Here is a 22,244-nt window from a genome sequence, read left to right as displayed (position 1 = left end):
GCCTACCACTCTAATATAACCGATTGAATTGTAATATTCTAGTTTTCCAGATTTTCACAGCACCTTGGAGAGAAATTCGCGGGTACGCTCATGGGACGGGCTGCCGAACAGCCGCTCCGGCGCTCCCTCCTCTACTATGACTCCTTGCTCCATGAACAGAACCCGGTCCCCTACTTCACGGGCAAAGCCCATTTCATGCGTAACTACAACCATCGTCATCCCTTCACGGGCCAGGTCCTTCATGACCGCAAGCACTTCGCCGACCATTTCCGGATCAAGCGCCGACGTAGGCTCATCGAAAAGCATGATCTTGGGCTCCATCGCAAGCGCCCGGGCAATAGCCACACGTTGTGATTGTCCGCCGGACAGCGAAGCCGGGTACACCTCCGCCTTATCGCTTAGCCCCACCTTCTGGAGCAGCTCCAGCGCCTTCTGCCGAGCTTTATCCTCAGGCCATTTACGGACCTTCACAGGAGCCAGCATAATATTCTCGATCACCTTTTTGTGCGGAAACAGATTGAACTGCTGAAACACCATGCCAACCTCTGTACGGATATCGTTAATCCTTGTGTTTTTGTCCATCAAGGAGGTGCCTTCAATGATAATATCGCCGCCCTGCGGCTTCTCAAGCAGGTTAAGACAGCGCAAAAAGGTCGACTTGCCCGAGCCTGAAGGCCCGATAACCACTACAACCTCACGGCTGTGAATATCTGCATTAATATCGGTCAGCACCTGGTGTGCCCCAAAAAATTTATCTAAATGTCTAACTTTGATGATAGGCTCCATACAAGATTACACCTTCCGTTCAATATAATTGAGCAGCTTGCTGAGGGAGTAAGTAAGAATGAAGTAGATAAGCGCTGCAGTCAGGTACGGCTCCCAAATCCGCAAATATTGGCCTTTCATGGTGTTGCTCCAGAACATGATTTCAGGCGCCGCCACCAGAGCCAGCAGGGAGGAATCTTTGACCAGGACGATGAATTCATTCCCGAAGGCCGGAACCATGCGCTTGATCGCCTGCGGCAGAATAATAAACCGCATCGCCTGCCATTTGGTCATGCCCAGTGACAGGGCTGCTTCACGCTGTCCGGGATCGATGGACTGGATGCCTGCCCGGAAAATCTCTGCGGAATAGGCGGCAGAGTTCAGGGAGAGCGCTACGAAGGAGGTCATCAGGACATTAGTTGTCCCGTATAAGGCTGGAATCAGCCCGAAGTGCACGATCAGAATCTGCACATACAGCGGTGTCCCCCGGAAAAAGTTGATATAGGAATGAAACGGCCAGCGGTAGATGGCCTTTGGCGCCATTTTGCCGAACCCGATGCCCAGTCCCAGGATAGAGCCGATCAGGATTGATACAATCGATACCCCGATCGTAAACAGTGTCCCTCTTAAAAAGACAGGTAAATAATGCACAATGATGTCAAATCTGAAGTCCATAGAACTCGTCCCTTCTCTTCTGCTTCTTTCTTGTCTCTCTTTAGCTTTCTTCAAAAAAAGAAGCATGCGCAATAGCAATCATTACGCATGCTTTGATGTTAACCGGGTAATGCTTATTCCGCATTCAGCAGTGCAGCCGTATCCGGCTCTTCACCGAACCATTCTTTATAAATTTCCGCATATTTGCCGTTCTCGATAACCGTTTTGATGGCCGGGTCTAGCTTAGCCTTCCATTCGCTGCCCTTAGGATACAGGACACCGTAATATTCTGAACCGAAGTTTTCCTTATCCAGGATACCTACCAGCTTCTCCTTCGGGTTGTTCTTGATATATTCATTTACGATTGCAATATCAGCCACGACCGCATCCGCACCGCCTGCATTCAATTCCATCAGTGCCACTGCGTTACTGTCAAAGCGCTTCAGATTCGTATTGTCGACACCCATAATACCGCTCATCAGATCATCGGCAGTTGTTGCGCCCTGTACGGCCACAACCTTATCCTTCAGATCCAGGGCACTCTTGATGTCACTGCCTTCCTTAACCATGATCATATTGGTAGATTCAAAATAAGGAATGGAATAATCGTAGGTTTCCTTACGCTCGTCTGTAATGGATACCGAGGACACGCCAGCCTGATATTCCGTTCCCTGCTGAACGCTGGTGAGCATTGTATCCCAGCCGGTATTGGTGATAGTGTATTTTACTCCGGCCTCTTCCATTACCGCCTCAATGAAATCAATATCAAATCCCTTGATTTTGTCCGTATCCATATACTCCATTGGCGCGTAGCTTGCATCGGTGGCAATTTTGATGGTCTCTCCCGCAGCTGCATTACCGCCCGCGTCGTTATTTGAGCCGCAGCCCGCCATTGTCAGCACAAAGCATGCAGCCAAAGCTGACATAGCCCACTTTTTCCCGATCCCCATTCTCCAATCCCCCTACTATTTTTGTAAAATACTTATAGAGATTTTATCAGATTAAAGCAATGGTGACAATTAACTTTTCTCCAATATGTTAGTTTATATTACATGTTATCAAGGAATTGTAACATTTCCTGCTCTATTTGCTGACTGCAGTTAAGCTGGAGGGTATCAGAAACACAAAAAAGGCTGTCTCCGAAAGAGACAGCCTCGTATCCTTGCAATTTTATGGCTGATTAGAAAGTCAGATCACCGTCATAGGAAGCGATCATCCGGTATAGCTCAGGACGGCGGTCACGGAAAATCCCCCACTCAATCCGCCCGACCTCAAGCGCGTCCAGATCGAATTCACTGACCAGCACCGCCTGTTCATCGCGTCCGGCTTCAACAACCTTGTTGCCCTGCGGGCCGGCAATGAAAGAGGAGCCGTAGAAGTTGATGCTGGACTCTTCGTCGCTCTCCTCACCGATCCGGTTGGAAGCAACCACAGGAATCAGATTAGCCGCCGCATGTCCCAGCATGCAGGTCTGCCAGTGATCCTTGGAATCAATTGAGCCATCCTGCGGCTCTGAACCGATGGCCGTCGGGTAGAACAGAATCTCCGCTCCCATCAGGCTCATGACGCGTGCCGCTTCCGGGTACCACTGATCCCAGCATACACCTACCCCGATTTTGGCATAGCGGGTATTCCAGACCTTAAAGCCGGTGTCACCCGGATTGAAGTAGAACTTCTCCTCGTATCCAGGGCCGTCCGGAATATGGCTCTTGCGGTATTTGCCCAGCACTGTACCGTCGGCATCAATGACTGCCAGCGAATTGTAGCGCGCGTAGTTCTTTTTCTCATAGAAGCTGATCGGCAGCACTACCTGCAGCTCTTTGGCAATCGCTTTGAAATGGTTCACTGCCTTATTGTTCTCAAGCTCGGTTGCATACGCGTAATAGTCGGATTTCTCCTTCTGGCAGAAATACGGGGTTTCGAACAGCTCCTGAAGCAGAATAATCTGTGCTCCCTGCGCCGCCGCTTCCCTTACCAAAACCTCAGCCTTGCGGATATTTTCATCAATGTCACCGGAACAGCTCATTTGTGTTGCGGCTACTGTTACTTTTCTCACTATTTCAGTCCTCCTTGCTAATTCAGTTATTCCCGTGCAGGCATCTGCTGGGTGGTGCAGTGTACATTTCCGCCTTCGCCGATTACAGCCATACCATTCACAGTACGGATTCTGCGGTCCGGAAACAGGGCTGCGAGCTGCTGCTCGGCAAGCTTGTCCGTCTCAGCTGCCGTACCGCCGAACACCGGCAGAATGATGCCGCCGTTCACGAAATAGAAATTCAGATAGCTGAGCGTGAGCCGGCTGTCTTCATAATCGACACGCGGGGGCTGCTGAATCCGGATAATCTCCAGCTTGCGCCCTTTGGCGTCCACCGCATTCTCCAGAATACGCAGATTCTCCCGGGTTATTTCGTAGTTCTCATCTTCTTTATCATCGCAGACCTGGATAATTACCTTGCCGGGTGCAGCGAAGCAGGCAACATTGTCGACATGGCCGTCGGTTTCGTCACCGCTGAGGCCTCGTTTCAGCCAGATAATGGACTCTGTACCGGTATACTGGCGCACATACTCCTCAATCTCTGAGCGGCTCAGCTCCGGGTTGCGGTTGGTATTAAGCAGACACTCCTCGGTAGTAATCAGCGTTCCCTCACCGTCAGTATGGATGGAACCGCCCTCCATTACCAATGGTGCATCAAAACGCTCAACCTGCAGGGATTCCAGGATCTGGGGGGCCACTGCATCATCAAGATCCCAAGGCATATATTTGCCGCCCCAGGCATTAAACTTCCAGTTCACCCCGGCAAGCTTTCCGTCCTCCGCAACAACAAAGGTCGGCCCGTTATCACGCAGCCAGGCATCATTGTGCCGGACCGGCAGCAGGGTAACATTTGCGCCAAGATTAAAAACCTCTACCGCTTCCAGCTCCTCAGGGTTTACAATTACTGTAACTGGCTCAAACTCGGCAATTGCCTTTATAATTTCAGCATACCCTTCGCTTACTGATTCGTAATTATCCGGGAACACCATGGAGGCTTGCACCGGCCAGGAAATGAAAGTCCGTTCATGCTTCTCCCATTCCGCCGGCATTGTATAGTTTAACTCTTTAGGATACATTCGTTAGATACCTCTATCAGTTAGATTTGAAGCAGCCTGCACATGCAAAAATGCTCCTTACCCATCATACAATAATATAGGGGTACGCTCAAATGGCATAATTCTGCATGTTTTCACATATACGCCGTACTCTATTATTGACCAACGTTAAATTATGTATAATACTGGAAGATGTATATTTATTACCGGTTCCACAGCGTGAAAGGTGGTTATCATTTGGAAGCTGGATCCACGATCCTTACAGAGCTTGAAGATTATATGAAGCGTGAAGCTCTAACCATATCTAAATTTGCCGCGCGTTCCGGAATGAATTCCGGCACACTCAGTAACGTCATTCAGGGTCACCGCCCAATTGCCATGCAGCAGCTGGACCGGATTACTCTGGCCATGAATCTGCCTGAAGGGTATTTCTATGAACTGTACGTTGATAACTATATTATAAACGGGGCCCCAGACTGGCGGCGGATCGGACCACTGCTTCAGCGCTGTGCGGATCTGAATAAGCTGGAGGCGATCCACCGCATAGTCCAGCACATTATGGACAAGCTGATCTATGCCCCGATGTTGTTTGATACGGCAGAAGAGCTGTACGCCCAGGGACGTTTGGCGGCCGCTGCCCTTATGTATGAGAGCGTCGCCGAAGGTGAACGGTTCCAGCATTCTGAACGTCTGGCGCTTTGCCGGTACAGACTGTTTACCATCGGACTGGGTGATAGCCAGGAAGCCAATCTCCATGCTGCCAATCAGTTCGAGCCCTATGTAGAACGCCTGGATGAAGCCGACCAGCTTGATGCGCTCAAGCATCTGGCTGATGTGTTCGCCTCCCTGCACCGCTGGGAAAAGGTCGATGAGCTCGCCGAACTCCTCGGGCAAAAGGCCAGTCTGCAATACAAGCACCTCAAACAGGAATCCAGGCAGAAGCAGCCGGGCCGGCCGCTGATTTACTATATATTATATGCTTATTTATCCAAAGCCGGAGTCTGCGATGAACGCGGTGATTATCAGAAGGCTTTGTATTACACCTCATTATACAGTGATGTAAGCTGGATTAAGCCACCTTTAAGCCAGGAAGAGCAGCGGGTTGTCGATCAGTTCCAGGAGTGGGCCCATGCCAACACCTATTTATACCGGCTGATGTCCGGAGAGGTTGAGGTGCTGCCTGAGTACATCAGCTATATCGAGAACAAGGAGAATGAAATCCCTTCGGCCTTGTACAAAATCATTCAGGCTGCTAACCGTTACGAATTCGACATCGATGAGATTCTGGAGCGGTTCAGAAATCACAGGGCCTACCGGGAACAGCAAAGCCGCCTGGGGAAGTTCACGCAGCAATTAACCGGCGACAGGCATACACGGTTTATGACGGAGCTGGCATTGTATTATTTAAGACACAATAATTTTGCTGCTGGCTTCCATTACCTATTAGAAGGTTTGGAATCATCTGTTATTATAAAAAGTGACTCCAATATCGTCAGATGCGTCGGAATTTTCGAAAAATACCGGCCGTCCGCCTTGCCGGAGCACATTCAGAGGTATACAAATTCGATGAGCGAGGTGTACAGAATCAATGAAAAAAAAGATGGCCCTCTTAATGTCACTAACTAGCTTAGCAATTGTATTGGTCTCCACCAGCAATGTTATTGAAGCAATATATCAGCCACTTACACATGGCTGGGGAGGATAATTATACTTAATGCAGCCCATTCCATACGTCTTCCGGCGTTCTGATGAATGGTTATGAAAGTCCTGTAATAAACATAAAGAGGGGCCGTGCTAATGTACGGCCCCTCTTTATGTCCGGCATGCAAGGCTCAGCTTTCTCACCAAGCCTTGCAGCGAACGTTTTTTTACAGTTGAATTTGCTTTAAGGTGTTTCCGTCAAAATCCTGAATCGTAAATACCCCGTCAGCCAGAATTCCGTAAGAATGCGGGTTATTCTCTTTGGGCAGCGCAATAGATCCAGGATTCAGCACGTAAATCCCTTCCTTTACCTCTGCTACCGGAAGATGCGTGTGCCCCTGGATAAAAATATCACCCGGCGCGAGCGGCGGCAGCTGGTCAATACTGAACCCATGGCCGTGGGTGGCGTAAATTTTCCTGCCCTCATGAAGGATCAGCACATAATCCCCCATCATCGGGAACTGCAGCAGCAGTTGGTCAACCTCGGCATCACAATTTCCGCGTACAGCAACCAGTGATTTGCCGTAGGCGTTAAGCCGGGTGGCCACCCCCTGAGGGTCATATCCCTCCGGCAGCGGATTACGCGGGCCATGATACAAGAAATCACCAAGAATAACAAGCGTATGCGGCTGCTCCTCTTCAGCCTTGGCCAAAGCCCGTTCCAGCCAATGAAGCGAGCCGTGAATATCGGAGATAAACATTAATTTCATGGCGCAGACTTCCCTTCCTTATAATTCCTTCTCATTGTTATCTTATCTCTCCCTGCAGGAGCATGCAAAACAGGACGCCGTCCGGCGCCCTGCTGCTTATCTGATTATCCGGCTCAATTAGGCAGGTTGGAAGAGCCCATCAGATAACGGTCTACTTCGCGGGCGGTCTGACGCCCCTCCTGAATCGCCCAGACTACAAGGCTCTGTCCGCGGCGCATGTCTCCGGCTGTGAACACACCTTCGATATTGGTGACCTGCACTCCGAATTCAGCCTTGGCATTGGAGCGCTCATCACGCTCAACTCCGAGCTGATCCAGCAGGGTGTCTTCCGGTCCGGTGAAGCCCAGTGCCAGCAGTACAAGCTGCGTCTTGAGCACTTCCTCACTGCCCGGAACCTCCTGCGCCACCATCCGGCCCTGCTCGTTACGGACCCACTCAATGCGCACCGTATGCAGCTCCTGCACATGTCCGCCGTCATCGCCGGCAAAACGCTTCGAGGATACGAGATAGCGGCGCGGGTCTTCCTTATATAGAGCCGCTGCCTCATGCTGGCCGTAGTCTACCTTCAGCACCTTGGGCCATTCCGGCCAAGGGTTGCCCGGCTGGCGGGTCAGCGGGGACTGCGGCATAATCTCCAGCTGAATTACGCTGCGGCAGCCGTGGCGGATGGAAGTCGCCACACAGTCCGTACCGGTGTCACCGCCGCCGATGACAACAACATCCTTGCCTGCCGCAGACAGGTATTCGCCGTCGTCCAGACCGGAATCGAGCAGACTCTTCGTGTTCAGCGTCAGGAACTCCATCGCCTGGTGGATTCCGCGCAGTTCGCGGCCCTCGATCGGCAGGTCACGTGCCTGCGTCGAGCCGCCGCACAGCACAACCGCATCATTCTCATCCCGCAGCTGTGAGGCGGCAATATCCCTGCCGATCTCTGTCCGGGTTACGAAGGTGATGCCTTCAGCGGCAAGCAGATCCACCCGGCGCTGAACGGTCTTCTTATCCAGCTTCATATTCGGAATTCCGTAGGTCAGCAGTCCGCCGATCCGGTCAGCCCGCTCGTAGACGGTTACCGTATGTCCGGCTTTGTTGAGCTGGGCGGCGCAGGCGAGTCCAGCGGGACCGGAGCCGACTACGGCTACCCGCTTGCCTGTGCGTACCAGCGGGGGCTCGGGAACAATCCAGCCTTCGGCAAAGCCGCGGTCGACAATGGAGCGTTCAATCGTCTTGATCGTGACCGGGCTGCCGTTCATTCCTACAGTGCAGGCACCTTCGCACGGGGAAGGACAGACACGTCCCGTAAATTCCGGAAAGTTGTTCGTCTTATGCAGCCGCTTGAGGGCAACCTGCCAGTTGCCGCGGTATACGAGGTCATTCCATTCGGGAATCAGATTATGCAGCGGACAGCCTGAGGCCATCCCGGAGAGCAGGCGTCCCACATGACAGAACGGTGTTCCGCAATCCATGCAGCGGGAGCCCTGCTCCTTCAGTTTGTCTTCATCCATCGGCAGCAGAAATTCATCCCAGTTCTTAATACGCTGCAGCGGCTCGCACTCTGCGGCCGTCTGCCGCTGATATTCCATAAATCCGGTTGCTTTACCCATTCCTAGTCATCCTCCGAGTTTCTCTGATTGGCCGCCGTTAACATCATAGAAGCGGCATTGTTGCCCATTCGGCGCCAAAAAGATGGTTACTCTTTGTCACCGGCTGATCATTTGATACTGTAAAGCAGCAAAGTAGTGCCTATATATTATCATTGATCTTTTGCCGCCTAAATGAGCAATGTCACTTTTTTAATTAAAATTACGGGGATGGGTAAAGCAGGTTATGACAGCCTTAACGGGCTTTTACCAGATTATATACCGAGCCGAATATGCCGAGCAGAATGCCGGTTACCGGAAATACGACCCAGTTAATATCCCAGCGCTCGAAAACAAAGCCGCTAATCAGAAAAATGCAGGTAGCCAGCGGCCAGACAATAGAAGCGATTGAGCCCATGACGCGCTTTTCTTCTTTCTTTTCAGGAGAAAGCTCGGTGTGCTCACCTTCTTTAAGCAGAAAGCTGAAGCTCTCCTTGATCGTTCCGTAATAGATGAACAGAAAGACCGCCAGTGCGATGAGCAAGAGCATAATAGCTGCACCATAAGCCGTAGTGTCATCACTGACAGCCGCCCAGACAATAACCAGAACCGGTGATACTACACAAAGACAAATACCAAGGGTCAGCGACAAGGTATAGGTGGGAGTAAATGCACGGCTGCGCTGCTCAAGCTCGGTCCGCAAAAAATAAGGCAGATTAAAACCCTTTTGCAAATATTTATATTTGTCCATCATAGAGCTGCTGTAAATAAAGAGGCCGACCGCAAAGGCTATCAGCACCAGCAGGATACTTACACCAATCATGCTGGCGGCATCCTCCGAGAGCACACCGCGCAGAAAGCCGAACTCAGCAAGGGTAACAAGAACCATAAGCAGCGCAGGACCGATCATACAGAGCATGACTCCGACCCCCACCATGAAGCCGGCCTTCTTCTTCGCCACCGTGTAGCTCCAGGTATCCTCGGGCGCAAGCAGCGGAAGCAGCGTATCCTCTCCACCCTTGGCCAGTTCAAGCTCTTCAATCAGCTCATCAATGTTCCCGAATTCAGAAATGACGATTCCAACTGCTTCGTTTTCTGATTTCCCCTCTTTTTTGAGCTCATGATATTTCTCCTCCATATTGGCAAGCAGGTCCTGCTTCAGATTGAATGTCTGCTCTGTCCTGGGCAGGGAAGCGAACATATTATTCAAATATGCGGCTATTGTATCCATGTCACTACAGCTCCTTTATAAATTTATTAACAACCTCTTGCGTGACCTTCCATTCTGCACATTTCTCCCGGTAGTAAGCCAGACCCTGCGGCGTAATGCGGTAATAGGTGCGTCTCTTCCCAAACGTCTCATCCAGAAAAAAAGAGTCGATATATCCGTTCTTCTCAAGCCGGGTGAACGCGGAATAAAGGGTGGTTTCCTTCATCACATACTTCTCGTCTGACAGCTTCCTGATGTTCTTGGATATTTCATATCCGTAAGATTCGCCATCAAGCAGCATGTAGAGAATAAGCGTATCATTGTATCCCCGTATAACATCACTGCTGATCAAGATTTGTCCTCCTTAGCGGTTTGCTTTTACTTCATCTGTCGTAGTAATCGAATTGTAGCACAGTTACTACGACAGGTGAAGTACTTTTTCCATAAAATAGGCTTGTATAGGCAAAAAAAAAAAAAACGGATGCCCCTCCTTATTCAGGAGCGGCATCCGTTGATTGTTTATCAAAGCTTGTAGAATGTATAGCTACTGCTGTACAGCGAGTACAACCATACCTGTCCCCCCGACTGTGAGCTTCCCGCCAGCAAGCCTCGGGGCCAGCTCTTCGCCGAACAGTATGCTCCATTCGCCAAGAGCAGGCAGCTTCAGGGAAGCGCCGTCCGGATTAGCATTATAGAGCACATACAGATGCTCTGCAGCATCCCCGCCGGCATGCCCGCGCAGTGTATAGGCAACTGCACCGGCCGGCGCCTGCTCAAACATCAGTGACGCCCGGATTTCCTCTGCTGTGCGCAGCCGGAAGGCCGGGTGCGCCTTGCGCAGCGCTATCAGCCGCCTCATGTATGCAACATCAGCGGCATGCGCAGCACAGCGCTCCCAATCCATCCAGTTGACCTCTACCGGCGACTTATAGCTGTTCTCGACTCCGCCTTTGGTGCGCATAAATTCCTGACCTGCGTGCAGGAACGGGATTCCCTGGCTGGTCAGTACCATTGCTGATGCGAGACGGTGCATTGCTGCCCGGTCCGAATCACTCTCTCCCTTGGTGGACAAGACGATTTTGTCCCAGAGCGTGTGGTTATCATGACACTCCACAAAATTCACACATTGCTGCGGCTCATCAGCAAACTGCCCCGCTTCCTGTCCATGGACTACGCCTCCCGTAATGCCGGTCTTGACGGCCTGCTCAAGGCCGCTTTTGCCGCTGACAAATCCCCGCTCCTCATAGCGGAAAATATTACCCTTCACCGCATCGCGGAAGCCGTCGTTGAAATGCCCGATCCCAGGCAGCAGATCCGCGTTGCTCTGACTGGCCAGCTTCTCGGGTGCCAGCTCGGTGTCCATGATCCACCCCTCGCCGATCGTCATAATCGAAGGGTCCATGTCGTCTAGCCGACGGCGGATCTCCTGCATCGTCCCTACATCCATCAGACCCATCAGATCAAAGCGGAAGCCGTCGATATGATATTCCTTCGCCCAGTACAGGACGGATTCCACGATAAAGCGGGAAACCATCAGCCGCTCGGTGGCAACATCATTTCCGCAGCCCGAGCCGTCCGACAGGCTGCCGTCCGGCTTATAGCGCAGATAGTAACCGGGAACCAGCTTCGTGAAGTTCACGCGGAAGCCGTCGTATACATGGTTGTAGACGACATCCATTATGACACGCAGCCCGCGGTCATGCAGCGCCTGTATCATCGTCTTCAATTCACGGATACGCACAGCCGGTGCATATGGATTAGTGGCATAGGAGCCTTCGGGCGCATTATAATTTTTGGGATCGTATCCCCAGTTATAGTGGGGCTGATCCAGCTTCGTTTCATCAACACTCTCTGTCGCATAATCATAAATCGGCAGCAGCTGCACATGCGTTACCCCGAGACCGGCGATATGATCCAGTCCGGTAGCAATTCCGCCGGGACCTCGGGTACCTTCCTCCGCCAGGCCGAGATACTGGCTTTTGTGGGCAATACCGCTGGCCGGATGTACCGACAAGTCACGCAGATGCAGCTCATAAATAATGGCATCGACCGGATCGGCAAGCGGCGGTTTGTCTTCCGTCCAGCGTGCAGGATTGGTCTTCGACATATCCAGAATGGCACTCCGGTCACCGTTAACCCCTACAGCCCGGGCATAGGGGTCTGCCGCTTCGTTCCACTGCTCCCCGACACGCACCCGGTAAGTATAAAACTTGCCCTCCAGATCACCGGGTACATTCAGCCTCCAGGTACCGCGCACTTCACGGGTCATCGGCAGATGCTCCCCTTCAGCATCCTGCCAGGCAGGGTAGAGCACAACCTCCGCTTCAAAGGCAGTAGGTGCCCATAAGCAGAAGGATGAATGATGCGGTGTATAGATCAAGCCGAGATCATTGCCGTCATAGCTGAAGAGATTATCAAACTCCTGGTCAAACACGGATATTCCGCCGGTAGCCGCCGGATCACCATAATGAATCGGTTCTTTCATTTCTTTTTGTACGGACAAGGCACCTGTCTCCTTTACCCTTTTATAACTGGAATTATAGAGTCATTATCCCAATAGCGCAAACGTTTGTACAGGGTTTTTTGTAGGATCGCTATTTCGTATAACGGCTGTATTAGCAGCAGGGTTAAAAACCGGTAATATTCAAACTCACCATCGTAATAACCGCCCGGTTAGGATTATAGGGGATACGCCGCTCCTGCCCCGGCCGGTAGCCGCCGTCCTTAAGCTTCAGGCCGTTGTCTTGCACCAGCAGCACAGCGCCTGAGCCGCCGTCAGGCTCCTCATAACCGGTTCCCAGCACCCAGTGATAGTCATAGGCGTAATTCCCCTGCCAGCGGAAGCTGAACCATTTATCAAATTTGAGCGCAACGGGACGGCCGGCATCTATCTCCGCTTTATAACGTTCCATATCATTAAATACCGCTATATGATGCTGCCGGCCTGTATTCCCATCCTTCCCGGAAGCAGAACGGATATACCCGTTAGCAGCACGGACGAAGCTGCGCACGCTCATACCCCAGGCCCTCCCGCTGTGCCGGCTGTATATGTAATTTATATGTGCCGCTTTGGTCCCAAAATGCTTGCTGCCGGGAATAAAGTCTGCTCCCTGCCGCGTATGCCAGTACTCCATCATAGCCGCCAGTGTGGCCGGCCCGCACGCAGAGCCGGGCGAATGAACGCCCGGCTCCCACTGTGTATAAGGTTCTGCTGCAAGGATTCGGCGGCTCTGCGGTGCCTTGCTCATAATGCGATCCGCTCCTGCCTGGCCCGCAGCACACGTTCAATGTCCGATGCCTGAAATGGCTTGCCGATGAAATCTTCCATGCCCACAGCCAGGCAACGCTCCCGGTCCTCCGGTCTGGTAAAGGCTGTTACCGCTACCAGATACGGACGCCTGTCCGGAGCTAGCTGCTCCCGGATCCGGGCTGCAGCGGTAAGGCCGCTCATCACAGGCATCTGCACATCCATAAACACAAGATCGTACGGCTTCTGCATCACGTTATACAGCGCCTGCCGGCCGTTTTCCGCCAAATCGGCAGCATATCCCCGTTTCTTGAGCATGGTCAGCAGGAGCTTCTGGTTAACCGGATGATCTTCGGCCACCAGAATCCGCAGCGGTCCGTATTTGGGCTCAACCTCCGCCTGGTCCCCGGAGGGATCCAGGCTTGTCTCCCCCGGCTCCGGCAATGCATATGTGGCGCTGCCGGCAGTTCCGGCTTTTAGCGAATCATGATCCTTGGGCTCTGCCTTATCCGTCTCTCCGGATTCCTTATACGCCTCAGCATCAACATGCATAGGCAGGGTAAAATAAAAATTGGAGCCTTCCCCTTCCCTGCTGTCCACTGCAATAGCCCCTCCCATAAGCTCCACAAGCCGCTTGCAGATAGACAGGCCCAGCCCGGTACCACCATATTTGCGGTTTATGGCCGGATGCAGCTGGGAAAAGGACTGGAATAACAGGGACTGCTTCTCCGGCGGAATACCGATTCCCGTATCCTGGACACTGAATTTCAGGGTCATCCTGTGCCGGCTGGGGCAGAATTCCGTATCCGCGGCAATTGCGACAGATCCCTGCTCGGTAAATTTGACCGCATTGCTGACCAGATTCACCAGCACCTGGCGCAGCCGGTCTGCATCTCCGGTAATCAATTTGGGTACGTCCGGGGCAATCCGGCAGGTCAGCTCAATATTTTTCTCCCGGGCCTTTGGCAGGAAGAGCTCCGTGACACTTTCCATCACCCACTCCAGGTCCACCGGCTCCTGGACAAGCGTCATTTTCCCGGCTTCAATTTTGCTGAAATCCAGGATTTCATTCAGAATATACAGGAGTGAAGCACTGCTCTCACTGATAATCGTAGCGTACCCGCGCTGCTCCTCATTCAGCTCCGTTTCCGCAAGCAGGTCGGTCATGCCCATAATTCCGTTCATCGGGGTTCTCAGCTCATGGCTCATGATGGCGAGGAATTCCGATTTGGCCTGATCGGCCTTTTCGGCCGATTCCTTGGCGCGGATGATCTCCTGCTCATCGGTAATATCACGGAAGACGACAACCGCTCCGATACGCTCGCCTTTATCAAACAAAGGGGTTACCTGATACTCGGCCAAAAAGCTCGATCCGTCCTTCCGCCATAATACCGCATCATTGCTCTGAAGCGACTCTCCCGTCCGCACAGCCTGCATCAGCGGAGATTCTTCAGGCCGCGTATAGCTACCGTCCAGCGCCGTCTGCTGAATATATTCGAGGTAAGGCTGCCCCATAATTTCACCGTGGGCAAAGCCCAGCATATGCGCTCCGGCGGGATTGATAAACGTCACTCTGCCTTCCGTATCCAGGCCAAAAATGCCTTCGGACACCGCATTGAGAATCAGTGTATAGTCATTGCTAAGCTTCTCAATCTGCTCGGTATAGCGGGTACGTTCCGTAATATCGCGGGAAATGCCGAAGACCCCGACTACCTCATCATCAACAATGATCGGAATATTGGTTGTATTGATCTCCACCAGATGTCCTAATTTATGAATCAGCGTCAGATCATAGCTTTGCGGTACACCCCGGACGGCCATCTCAAAATGGTACTTCGTCTTTTGGACATCCTTTTCATGCACAAGCGGTCCGTAATAATTGCCGATCAGCTCTTCCATGGAGTACCCGGACAATTCCTCAAGAATAGCATTCGCGGTTAAATATTCCCCCTGCAGGTTCATGGAGTATACCGCTGACGGGTTATATTCAAACAGCGATTTGTAGCGCTGCTCGTTCTCCTGAAGCTTGGACTCAAACTGCTTGCGCTCGGTGATATCGCGGCCGACGGCAATGATCTCTACGATCTGCCCCTGCTCATCAAAAATATAGCGGCTGTTCGTCTCAAACCAGACGTAGCTGCCGTTTTTGTGACGGTACCGGAAGGAACTCGGCTGAATGGATTTAGCCTTTTCGCTTTCTGCCATCTTTTGCTGCATCATCGCCAGGTCGTCGGGATGCAGATAGTCGTAGGCGCTGGTCCCGATCATCTCCTCCGGTTCATAGCCGAGCAGCGAGCGGCTGGCAGGAGAGCAGTACAGGAAAACGCTGTCCTTGATCGCATGGCGCGAGATCAGATCCAGCGAATTCTCCGACATCAGTCGGAAATTACGCTCACTCTCTCTGAGCTGCTGCTCCATCTGCTGACGTTCGGTGATATCCTGCATCATGCCGATGAGCTTTATGGGTTCACCGTCCGGATTAAAGATGACATCCCATTGAACATTGACCGTAAGCTCACTTTGATCCTTTAGGATCAGCCGGTAAGCAGCCTCCCCGGAGGTTCCTTTAGCCAGTGCCTGCTCAACGTTCTCATAAAGATAACCGAGATCACCGGGATGAACCAGATCGGGAAAGGTCTGATGATCCACCCCGTCTGTCCCTGTATGGATATGGAGTATCCGCTGCAGCTCTTCCGAGAAGGACAGCTTCCCCTTCACCAGATCCCAGCTCCAGGAGCCGATCCGGGCAACTCTCTGCGCGGCAGCCAGAGCCTCTTCATTCTGTTTGCGGCTGGTCACGTTCCGGCCGATGCCCATAATTCTGGTAATTTCATTTTTTTCATTCCGGACTGCATGGAATGAGGTTTCAAACCAGATATAGTGCCCGTCCTTATGGCGCAGACGGCGGACATACGTGTCATTTTCCAGGAGCCCGTCCGCCAAATTCATGTCCCTGCTGTCATCGGGATGGTAGAATTCCAGCCGGTTCCTGCCGATGATCTCCTCCGGCTTGTAGCCGAGAAGCTTCAGGGAGGAGGGGGAAATAAAGCTCAGAGTACCGTCGGGCTGGGAAAAGGAAATCATGCTTTGGTCGTCTTTTATAAATAAATCGTATAAATCACGGCTGTCTACGGTGAGCTGGTCCGCAATTTTCCGGTCTGTTATATCCGCTGCATATACGATAATATGCGGGGAGTCCTGTCCGATTTCAGGACGTACAAAGGTAAGGGACAGCCATAAGGGACGGCCTGCACGGCTGTAGAATTTCAGTTCCTTTACAGAAGAGGCCCCCGGCGCGAGAGAACGCGGGTTTATAGTTTCTTTTGATGACAGCCCCTCCTGCTCCGCCGGCGGTGCAATCAGGCTCCCGCACACTGTGTTTTGGAGAAAATCAGCTTCATTGCAGCCCAAAATATCGCATAATGCGGAATTGACTTTGATCCACTTTTCCGCCTCTATGGCCCACACAGCCATTCCTACCGGGGACATCATGAATGCCTGATCCAGAATACTGTAATTCTCTGCCAAGTAATCCATTTATTCGGGGCCTCCTTCATCACGAGCCGGCTCCTATGCAGACTCTCTCTTATCTCTTTCTACAGTATACGACAAAGTGAACCACGGAAAAAATGTATAGCACCTGATAGGGTATAAATACCGAATTTAAAATATTGACGGTATCCCGTAATTCCACTAAAGTTTGGATTAATAATATATTAAACTGACCTGTTACGCCGGAAGCACCCGTAATAAAGGCTTATTTGCCTTTACTGCGGGTGCTTTTTGTTATGCCGGTTAACAGTGATATCAGGAGGAGGAGTAAAGTGAACAAGCTTGTCCAAGTCTTTACCGCCGTAGTCATTCTGCTGATGCCCTTATTCGCTTCAGCCGGTACGGCTGCCGCAGCGGCCGTTGTACTGACCCCGTCCATTCAGGCGGCCTTTGATCTGACTGCGGCAACCGCCGGTGTCCAGGACCGGAGCCGGCTGAAGAGCCAGTACAGCGAGCTGACCGTCCTGACGGCACAATATGACAGCAGGGAAGAACAGATCCGCGCCCTGCATGAAGCCAATGCCCAGTCCCTGATTTCGGTCCGCAAGCAAATTACAGCGATTGATCAGGCTGCCGTAGCCAAGCTTACCGCAACCGTCACCAGCGCCAAGGAGCGTTACCAGCCTCTTTTTGACCAGTACAGTGCCCTGAACAGCCGGATTACATTGATTAAGGGACTGAAAGACAAGACACTGAACACTGTTCTCAAGGCTCAGGCTGATGCCATGAAAATCACGGTCCAGATTGCCCGCCAGGATATCAGGGACAAGGAAGCGGTGCTGAAGGCTGCCAAGGAGGCGCGTACCCGGAAGATGACCGCCGCCCGCAACACCCTTTCGGGTATCGAAAGTCCCCAGGCATCCATCAAAACCCAAAAAAGCACCGCCGCTGCGCTTAACAAGCGGATCACCGCTGACTTCAGCAGCTTCAAGGCGGCCATCCGCAAGCAGAATCCTTCCCTGGCCGGGCAGTCACTGAGCTCGCTTGTTTCAGGCTACAGGCAGATCGCTGTCAGCAAACAGAAGATCATTGAGCTGGAACAAAAGGTTGCCGCCGTTATTGCAGCAACTTTCAAGCAGATCAGCTCCTGATTGGCCATAAGGGTGTCTTCAGCCCGCCAGAGTGCATATGGTGGTAGAGAGCTCTTATATAAGCCGGCCGGAGGAGGCTTGATCTATGCATATCTGTATCATTGCACCGGAGCAGTTCCCGCTGCCGGGGGACGGCTCTGTAGAAATCTGCATCTGGGCCATAGCCAGGCGCCTGGCCGGAAGACATCGGGTAACTGTCGTCAGCCGGACAACTGCCCAGCTTCCGGAATCCGCAGAGCTGGAACAGGTGCGGATTATCCGCCTGGCCTCCGGCACTCCGCGTCTCTATCAGGCTTCCGTGCTCAAATTCCTGGAGGAGGAGTCGTTTGATATCATCCAGGTCGATAACCGTCCCCTGCTTATGGCCGCTGTAAAAGAGCGGCACCCCGGTATCCCGGTCCTGCTGTACCTTCATTCCCTGACTTTTGTCCCGGCTGAGCGCAGAATAGCACGGACCCTTTCCCGCGCCGATGGTATTGCAGTCAACAGCCGTTCCCTGCTGGAGAGGCTGTCGAGGCGCTTTCCCGGAGTACACAGGAAGCTAAGCGTCATCCCTTTGGGCGCGGACCTCTCCCGGTTCACACCGGCGGAGCCGCAGGAGCGTCAGCAGCTGCGCCGGCTGTACCAGCTGCCACAGGTATTTACCGTTCTGTTCGCAGGCAGAGTCATCCCCCGCAAAGGAGTGCCGGTGCTCATCCGAGCAATGTATCATGTGAACAAACGCATGCCTGCCCATCTGGTTGTTGCCGGGCAGGGCAAGCCGGCGTATATCCGCCAGCTGAAGCTTCTCGCCAGAAGACTGGGTGTATCCGTATCCTTCCCCGGCAGGCTTGCCCATGAGCAGATTCACGGCCTGTATCAGGCTGCGGACTGCTTCGTCTGCCCCTCTCAGAGACATGAATCGTTCGGGCTGGTTAATGTGGAGGCTATGGCTTCAGGCCTCCCGGTCATCGCTTCGGATAACGGAGGAATCCGGGAGATTATCCGTTCGGGGCATAATGGCTATCTGGCCGGCAGATACCGGGAGGCACTGCCTTTTGCCAGGCTGCTGCTACGGTTCGGCCGCAATCCGGCGCTGGCAGCCAGGATCGGAATGCAGGGCCGCAGCGATGCTCTGCGCAATTTTGAATGGAGTCATACCGCGTACCGTTTGGAAGAATTATATCAGTCTCTTATTCATGCCTGACAGGGGGGTCTGCCTGAAAGCACGCTCCTCTGAATTGCGACAATGTGTATAAAGGTTTTTGTGACCCTTCTCGCAGGATATTGCCTGCGGCTGCCATTATACTGTTATTGTAAGCGTTGCCAATAACATACTGTGTTAACTTGTACCTCCACCAAGATGCTGGCAACCCCCTACAACCAACTATTCGCTGTAGAAAGGGTGCATCCTTATGTTAATGATCAAGGCCATTATTAGACCCGAGAAGGCAGATGAAGTGATGGCTGAGCTGATGCTGGCCGGCTTCCCTTCCATTAGTAAGATGGATCTGCTTGGCCGCGGCAAACAAAAAGGGATCCAGGTCGGAACCAACTACTATAATCAAATTTCCAAAAAAATGCTGATGATCGTCATTAAAGATGAAGAGAAGGACGATGTCATCAGCATTATTATGAGAACGGCCAGAACAGGGGAACAGGGCTCCTTCGGCGACGGCAAAATTTTCGTTCTGCCGGTCATGGAAGCCTTCACGATCAGCAACGGCAAAAACCTGCTGTAGCCTGCCCCATTGATGAATATGAATCTATGTTAAAGGGACAGCTGAGTGCCTGAAGGGCGGATATCCGCCCTTCAGGCACCTGCTGTCCCTTCTCTTACCGCTTATCCTGCTCAAATCAGCTGGATGACTGTCAGCACCAGGCCTACTACAAAGCCGCATACCGCGCCGTTCACCCGGATCCACTGCAGATCCTTGCCTACCTTCTCCTCCAGCATGTTCACCAGGCTGTCATCGTCCATCTGATCCAGATTTTCCTTAACCAGAACACCGATACGGTAGTGATTAGCTTCTACCAGAGCAATCAGTGAAGCACGGATACGCTCCTCCCAGCTCTGGATAAGATCCGTCTCCCTGCTTACACGGCGGACCAGCAGGGCGTACAGGCTGAACAGCTTCCGGCCGCCGCTTGCCCGGTCCTCATCCAGCATTGCAACCGCCTTGCTGCGGACAACCTCCAGCTGCTTCTGCAGAAAAGCTGCTGCCTCATCCCCTTGTACTCCGTTTACGGCCCACTCCTTAAGCGAAGCCAGCTTCGTTTCGTCATTTACAAGCTGGAACAGGGCCACGCGGATCTCACGGATGATCTGCTCGCGGTACGGATTATCCGCTTCACGGAAGTCGCGGATTCCCGACTGGATCATGCCCTGCAGCATTTCCCCCAGCATATCGGCATCCACAAAGCCGACAAAGGCCTGGAAGGCCATTCCCTTGAGTCCGCCGAGCTTCACTTCGGCAAGCTTTTCACCGGCCAGCTTGCCCAGCATGGCCCGCGTCTCCGGACGTCCGGTCCAGCCGGACACGCCTTCGAGCGCATAATCCAGAGCCGCTATATCCTTGCCGTCATTCATCAGCCTTGTGGCTATTTGGTCTGCGGCCTCACCCAGCTCAGCTTCACGGATATAATCGGCAGCGGTCTTCTGCAGATAGGGCACCGCCTGTTCTACAGGCAGCCGCAGCACAAAGCTGCCCAGCTGCTCCAGAATTTCCGCCCTTGCTTTCTTTCTGGACATAAATTTGGTCAGCATGCCGCCGCCAAGCTTAACCATGCGGATGCCGCGCAGCTTGTTTTCAATACTCGCCTTGTTCAGCAGCTCGTTCTCCATCGCAGAGATTAGGGACTGGACAATTTTGTTCCTGTTTTTGAGCAGCAGTGAGGTATGCGGAATTTTCAGTCCCAGCGGATGCCGGAACAGCGCCGTCACGGCAAACCAGTCGGCAATCCCGCCGACAAGACCGGCTTCAAAGCCGCCCCGGAGCAGCTCAAAAGGGATCGTATCCGGCAAGAACAGCGTAATCAGAAAACCGCATGCCATTACAACAAGCGATATTGTGGCTAAATTCCTGGATTTCATTATTAATCCTCCATTTTCCGGCGGTCATCAATAGTCTGTCTTTTATTGTAACACGGGCGGGCTGTATTCCGGAAATTCCGGCAAGCCCATGAAAAGGAATTTTTAATTTGCAGAGAATTAATGATAAAATACAGGAAATGATTTTCACAGTCCCTGAGGTGCGGTTTAGAGCCTACAGAAAAAGGAGAACAACACTATGCTGATTGCACTTGATATGGACGGAACACTGCTGAACGAGAATGGAAATATCAGTCCGGAGAACCGCGAAGCGATTATCCATGCCCAGAGTCTGGGCCATATTGTGGCGATTGCCACCGGACGCTCTTATATGGACGCTGAGCGGCAGCTGCGCCTGGCCGACCTGAATTGTCCTGTTGTCGCTATGAACGGAGCCCTGCTGATCCTGCCGGACGGTTCCCAGGCGGTGAGCCGGCCGCTGGACAAAGAGGATATAATCCCTGTACTGCGCTGGATGAATGAAGTTCCTGAACTGTATTACGAGGTGTATACCGAAGATAATGTATATGTAGAGCTGGACAAGCGGGTCCGTCTGGAAAAGCTGGCAGAGCTTAAGGACGAAGAAATCCCCGAGGGCTTCGGCTGGCTGCTGAAGGCAATGATCGCCAAGCAGTTCCGCCAGGCTGCCGTAACTTATGTGGAGAGTATGGAGGAAATCTGGAGCAAGGAAGATCAGCACATTTATAAGGCGCTTGCTTTCTCACTGAACCGTGAAGTGCTCAAGGAAGCTTCCACACGCTTCGCCGAGATTCCCGGCCTTATTATCACAGCCTCCCATGAGAGCAATATTGAAATCAATCACAAGGATGCCAACAAAGGGGCAGGTGTCATAAAGCTTGCTGCACACTACGGTATTCCTGAAGAGCAGGTAGCCGTGATGGGCGACAGCTATAATGATCTGCCGATGTTTGAGCGGGCCGGCTACAAAATTGCCATGGGCAATGCCGCCGAGCTCCTCAAGGAAACCGCTGATTATGTGACACTCACTAACATTGAGCATGGTGTGGCTGCCGGAATCCGGCATCTTCTCGATAAGAAGTAGGCGGTGCCTGTGATGAACATGTATCCGGGAATTGCCCAGCTGTACAACAACCGGCTGCTGCGGACAGAGCTGGAATGCGAGCTGTTTGACCTTGCGCTGGAAGGGCTGGCCGGCGATACAGAGGATGCGGTGATCCAGCAGATTTTCAAAGTGTTTGACGATGAGACCGAGCATGAGGAAGTCATGTTCGGGCTTGTTCATTATGTTGAGAGCTGCCACATGGAAATGTACCTGACCCAGCTGCTGGAGTCGCTGCCGGACATGCTAGAGCCTGCCAGGGGCTGGGCAATCGTGCTCAACGAGCGGATTCTGAATGACAGTCTGTTCAGGAAGGAATACACCGCTATTGCCAAAGGCATGTCTCCCCGCGTGAAGCAGGCGCTTGTTTTTCTGCTGGAGGAAATCCGTGAGAACAAGCCACGTCAATATGAACGTAAAGTGAATAGTCTGCTTGGTAAAATAAAGTAAACAGGCGAACCGCTTTTCTATGTAGGAGTGCAGTGTTATATTGTAG

At 52.4% G+C, this 22,244-nt stretch carries 19 protein-coding genes; 6 read left to right on the top strand and 13 right to left on the bottom strand.

Translation table 11 applies throughout. The features are described from left to right. Positions 1 to 54 precede the first annotated feature (54 nt). The 5 genes from M2108_RS09835 to M2108_RS09815 all read right to left on the bottom strand — a co-directional run bounded on the left by M2108_RS09835 (position 55) and on the right by M2108_RS09815 (position 4,530). On the bottom strand, positions 55 to 777 hold the full coding sequence (locus tag M2108_RS09835; protein WP_277469005.1) for an amino acid ABC transporter ATP-binding protein: 723 nt from the start codon (positions 775 to 777) through the stop codon (positions 55 to 57). Positions 778 to 792: 15 nt separating this feature from the next. Continuing rightward, positions 793 to 1,440: an amino acid ABC transporter permease gene (locus M2108_RS09830; RefSeq protein WP_277468920.1), complete on the bottom strand. Its 648-nt coding sequence runs from the start codon at positions 1,438 to 1,440 to the stop codon at positions 793 to 795. A gap of 113 nt (positions 1,441 to 1,553) precedes the next feature. Further along, positions 1,554 to 2,369: a transporter substrate-binding domain-containing protein gene (locus tag M2108_RS09825; protein ID WP_481856883.1), complete on the bottom strand. Its 816-nt coding sequence runs from the start codon at positions 2,367 to 2,369 to the stop codon at positions 1,554 to 1,556. Between the two features lie 230 nt (positions 2,370 to 2,599). Next, a complete protein-coding gene (gene aguB / locus M2108_RS09820; RefSeq protein WP_277468919.1) occupies positions 2,600 to 3,475 on the bottom strand; it encodes an N-carbamoylputrescine amidase in 876 nt (291 codons plus the stop codon). Positions 3,476 to 3,501: 26 nt separating this feature from the next. Continuing rightward, positions 3,502 to 4,530 carry an agmatine deiminase family protein gene (locus tag M2108_RS09815; RefSeq protein WP_277468918.1) on the bottom strand — a complete coding sequence of 343 codons (1,029 nt, stop codon included), beginning with the start codon at positions 4,528 to 4,530 and terminating at the stop codon, positions 3,502 to 3,504. A 216-nt stretch (positions 4,531 to 4,746) separates the two neighbouring features. Between M2108_RS09815 and M2108_RS09810 the strand changes: the two genes are divergently transcribed. Then, on the top strand, positions 4,747 to 6,135 hold the full coding sequence (locus tag M2108_RS09810; protein ID WP_277468917.1) for a helix-turn-helix domain-containing protein: 1,389 nt from the start codon (positions 4,747 to 4,749) through the stop codon (positions 6,133 to 6,135). A 242-nt stretch (positions 6,136 to 6,377) separates the two neighbouring features. Here the strand turns inward: M2108_RS09810 and yfcE are convergent, their stop codons facing one another. The 7 genes from yfcE to M2108_RS09775 form a co-directional block, all read right to left on the bottom strand. Continuing rightward, the gene (gene yfcE, locus M2108_RS09805) at positions 6,378 to 6,920 is read right to left on the bottom strand and encodes a phosphodiesterase (protein WP_277468916.1); all 543 of its coding nucleotides are present in this window, start codon (positions 6,918 to 6,920) and stop codon (positions 6,378 to 6,380) included. Between the two features lie 113 nt (positions 6,921 to 7,033). Next, positions 7,034 to 8,521, bottom strand: coding sequence for a glutamate synthase subunit beta (locus M2108_RS09800; RefSeq protein WP_277468915.1), 1,488 nt, complete (start codon positions 8,519 to 8,521; stop codon positions 7,034 to 7,036). 232 nt (positions 8,522 to 8,753) lie between these two features. Continuing rightward, positions 8,754 to 9,728, bottom strand: a complete 975-nt coding sequence (locus M2108_RS09795) for a permease prefix domain 1-containing protein (protein ID WP_277468914.1) — start codon at positions 9,726 to 9,728, stop codon at positions 8,754 to 8,756. Positions 9,729 to 9,732: 4 nt separating this feature from the next. Next, the gene (locus tag M2108_RS09790) at positions 9,733 to 10,059 is read right to left on the bottom strand and encodes a PadR family transcriptional regulator (RefSeq protein WP_042172234.1); all 327 of its coding nucleotides are present in this window, start codon (positions 10,057 to 10,059) and stop codon (positions 9,733 to 9,735) included. Between the two features lie 192 nt (positions 10,060 to 10,251). Beyond that, positions 10,252 to 12,210, bottom strand: coding sequence for a type I pullulanase (gene pulA / locus M2108_RS09785; RefSeq protein WP_277468913.1), 1,959 nt, complete (start codon positions 12,208 to 12,210; stop codon positions 10,252 to 10,254). 124 nt (positions 12,211 to 12,334) lie between these two features. Beyond that, positions 12,335 to 12,955: a C39 family peptidase gene (locus M2108_RS09780; RefSeq protein ID WP_277468912.1), complete on the bottom strand. Its 621-nt coding sequence runs from the start codon at positions 12,953 to 12,955 to the stop codon at positions 12,335 to 12,337. Continuing rightward, on the bottom strand, positions 12,952 to 16,491 hold the full coding sequence (locus M2108_RS09775; protein ID WP_277468911.1) for a PAS domain S-box protein: 3,540 nt from the start codon (positions 16,489 to 16,491) through the stop codon (positions 12,952 to 12,954). The genes M2108_RS09780 and M2108_RS09775 overlap by 4 nt, the downstream gene beginning before the upstream one ends. A gap of 287 nt (positions 16,492 to 16,778) precedes the next feature. On the opposite strand from M2108_RS09775, the gene M2108_RS09770 reads away from it, so the two are divergent. From M2108_RS09770 to M2108_RS09760, 3 genes are all read left to right on the top strand, one after another. Then, complete coding sequence (locus M2108_RS09770) at positions 16,779 to 17,597, top strand: hypothetical protein (protein WP_277468910.1); 819 nt, start codon at positions 16,779 to 16,781, stop codon at positions 17,595 to 17,597. Between the two features lie 85 nt (positions 17,598 to 17,682). Then, the gene (locus M2108_RS09765) at positions 17,683 to 18,783 is read left to right on the top strand and encodes a glycosyltransferase family 4 protein (protein WP_277468909.1); all 1,101 of its coding nucleotides are present in this window, start codon (positions 17,683 to 17,685) and stop codon (positions 18,781 to 18,783) included. Positions 18,784 to 18,991: 208 nt separating this feature from the next. Beyond that, entirely contained in the window at positions 18,992 to 19,318 is a 327-nt protein-coding gene (locus tag M2108_RS09760) for a P-II family nitrogen regulator (RefSeq protein ID WP_090713347.1), read from the top strand. Between the two features lie 110 nt (positions 19,319 to 19,428). Here the strand turns inward: M2108_RS09760 and M2108_RS09755 are convergent, their stop codons facing one another. Continuing rightward, a complete protein-coding gene (locus M2108_RS09755) occupies positions 19,429 to 20,670 on the bottom strand; it encodes a DUF445 domain-containing protein (RefSeq protein WP_277468908.1) in 1,242 nt (413 codons plus the stop codon). A gap of 196 nt (positions 20,671 to 20,866) precedes the next feature. Here M2108_RS09755 and M2108_RS09750 point away from each other — a divergent pair, with 196 nt between their 5' ends. Next, positions 20,867 to 21,730: a Cof-type HAD-IIB family hydrolase gene (locus M2108_RS09750; RefSeq protein WP_277468907.1), complete on the top strand. Its 864-nt coding sequence runs from the start codon at positions 20,867 to 20,869 to the stop codon at positions 21,728 to 21,730. Between the two features lie 12 nt (positions 21,731 to 21,742). Further along, positions 21,743 to 22,198: an Imm30 family immunity protein gene (locus M2108_RS09745; RefSeq protein ID WP_277468906.1), complete on the top strand. Its 456-nt coding sequence runs from the start codon at positions 21,743 to 21,745 to the stop codon at positions 22,196 to 22,198. The last annotated feature ends 46 nt before the right edge of the window (positions 22,199 to 22,244 follow it).

Source organism: Paenibacillus sp. PastM-3 (genome assembly GCF_029893965.1).
Taxonomy (GTDB): Bacteria; Bacillota; Bacilli; order Paenibacillales; family Paenibacillaceae; genus Paenibacillus_AQ.
This window is presented reverse-complemented; position numbering and strand designations above follow the sequence as displayed.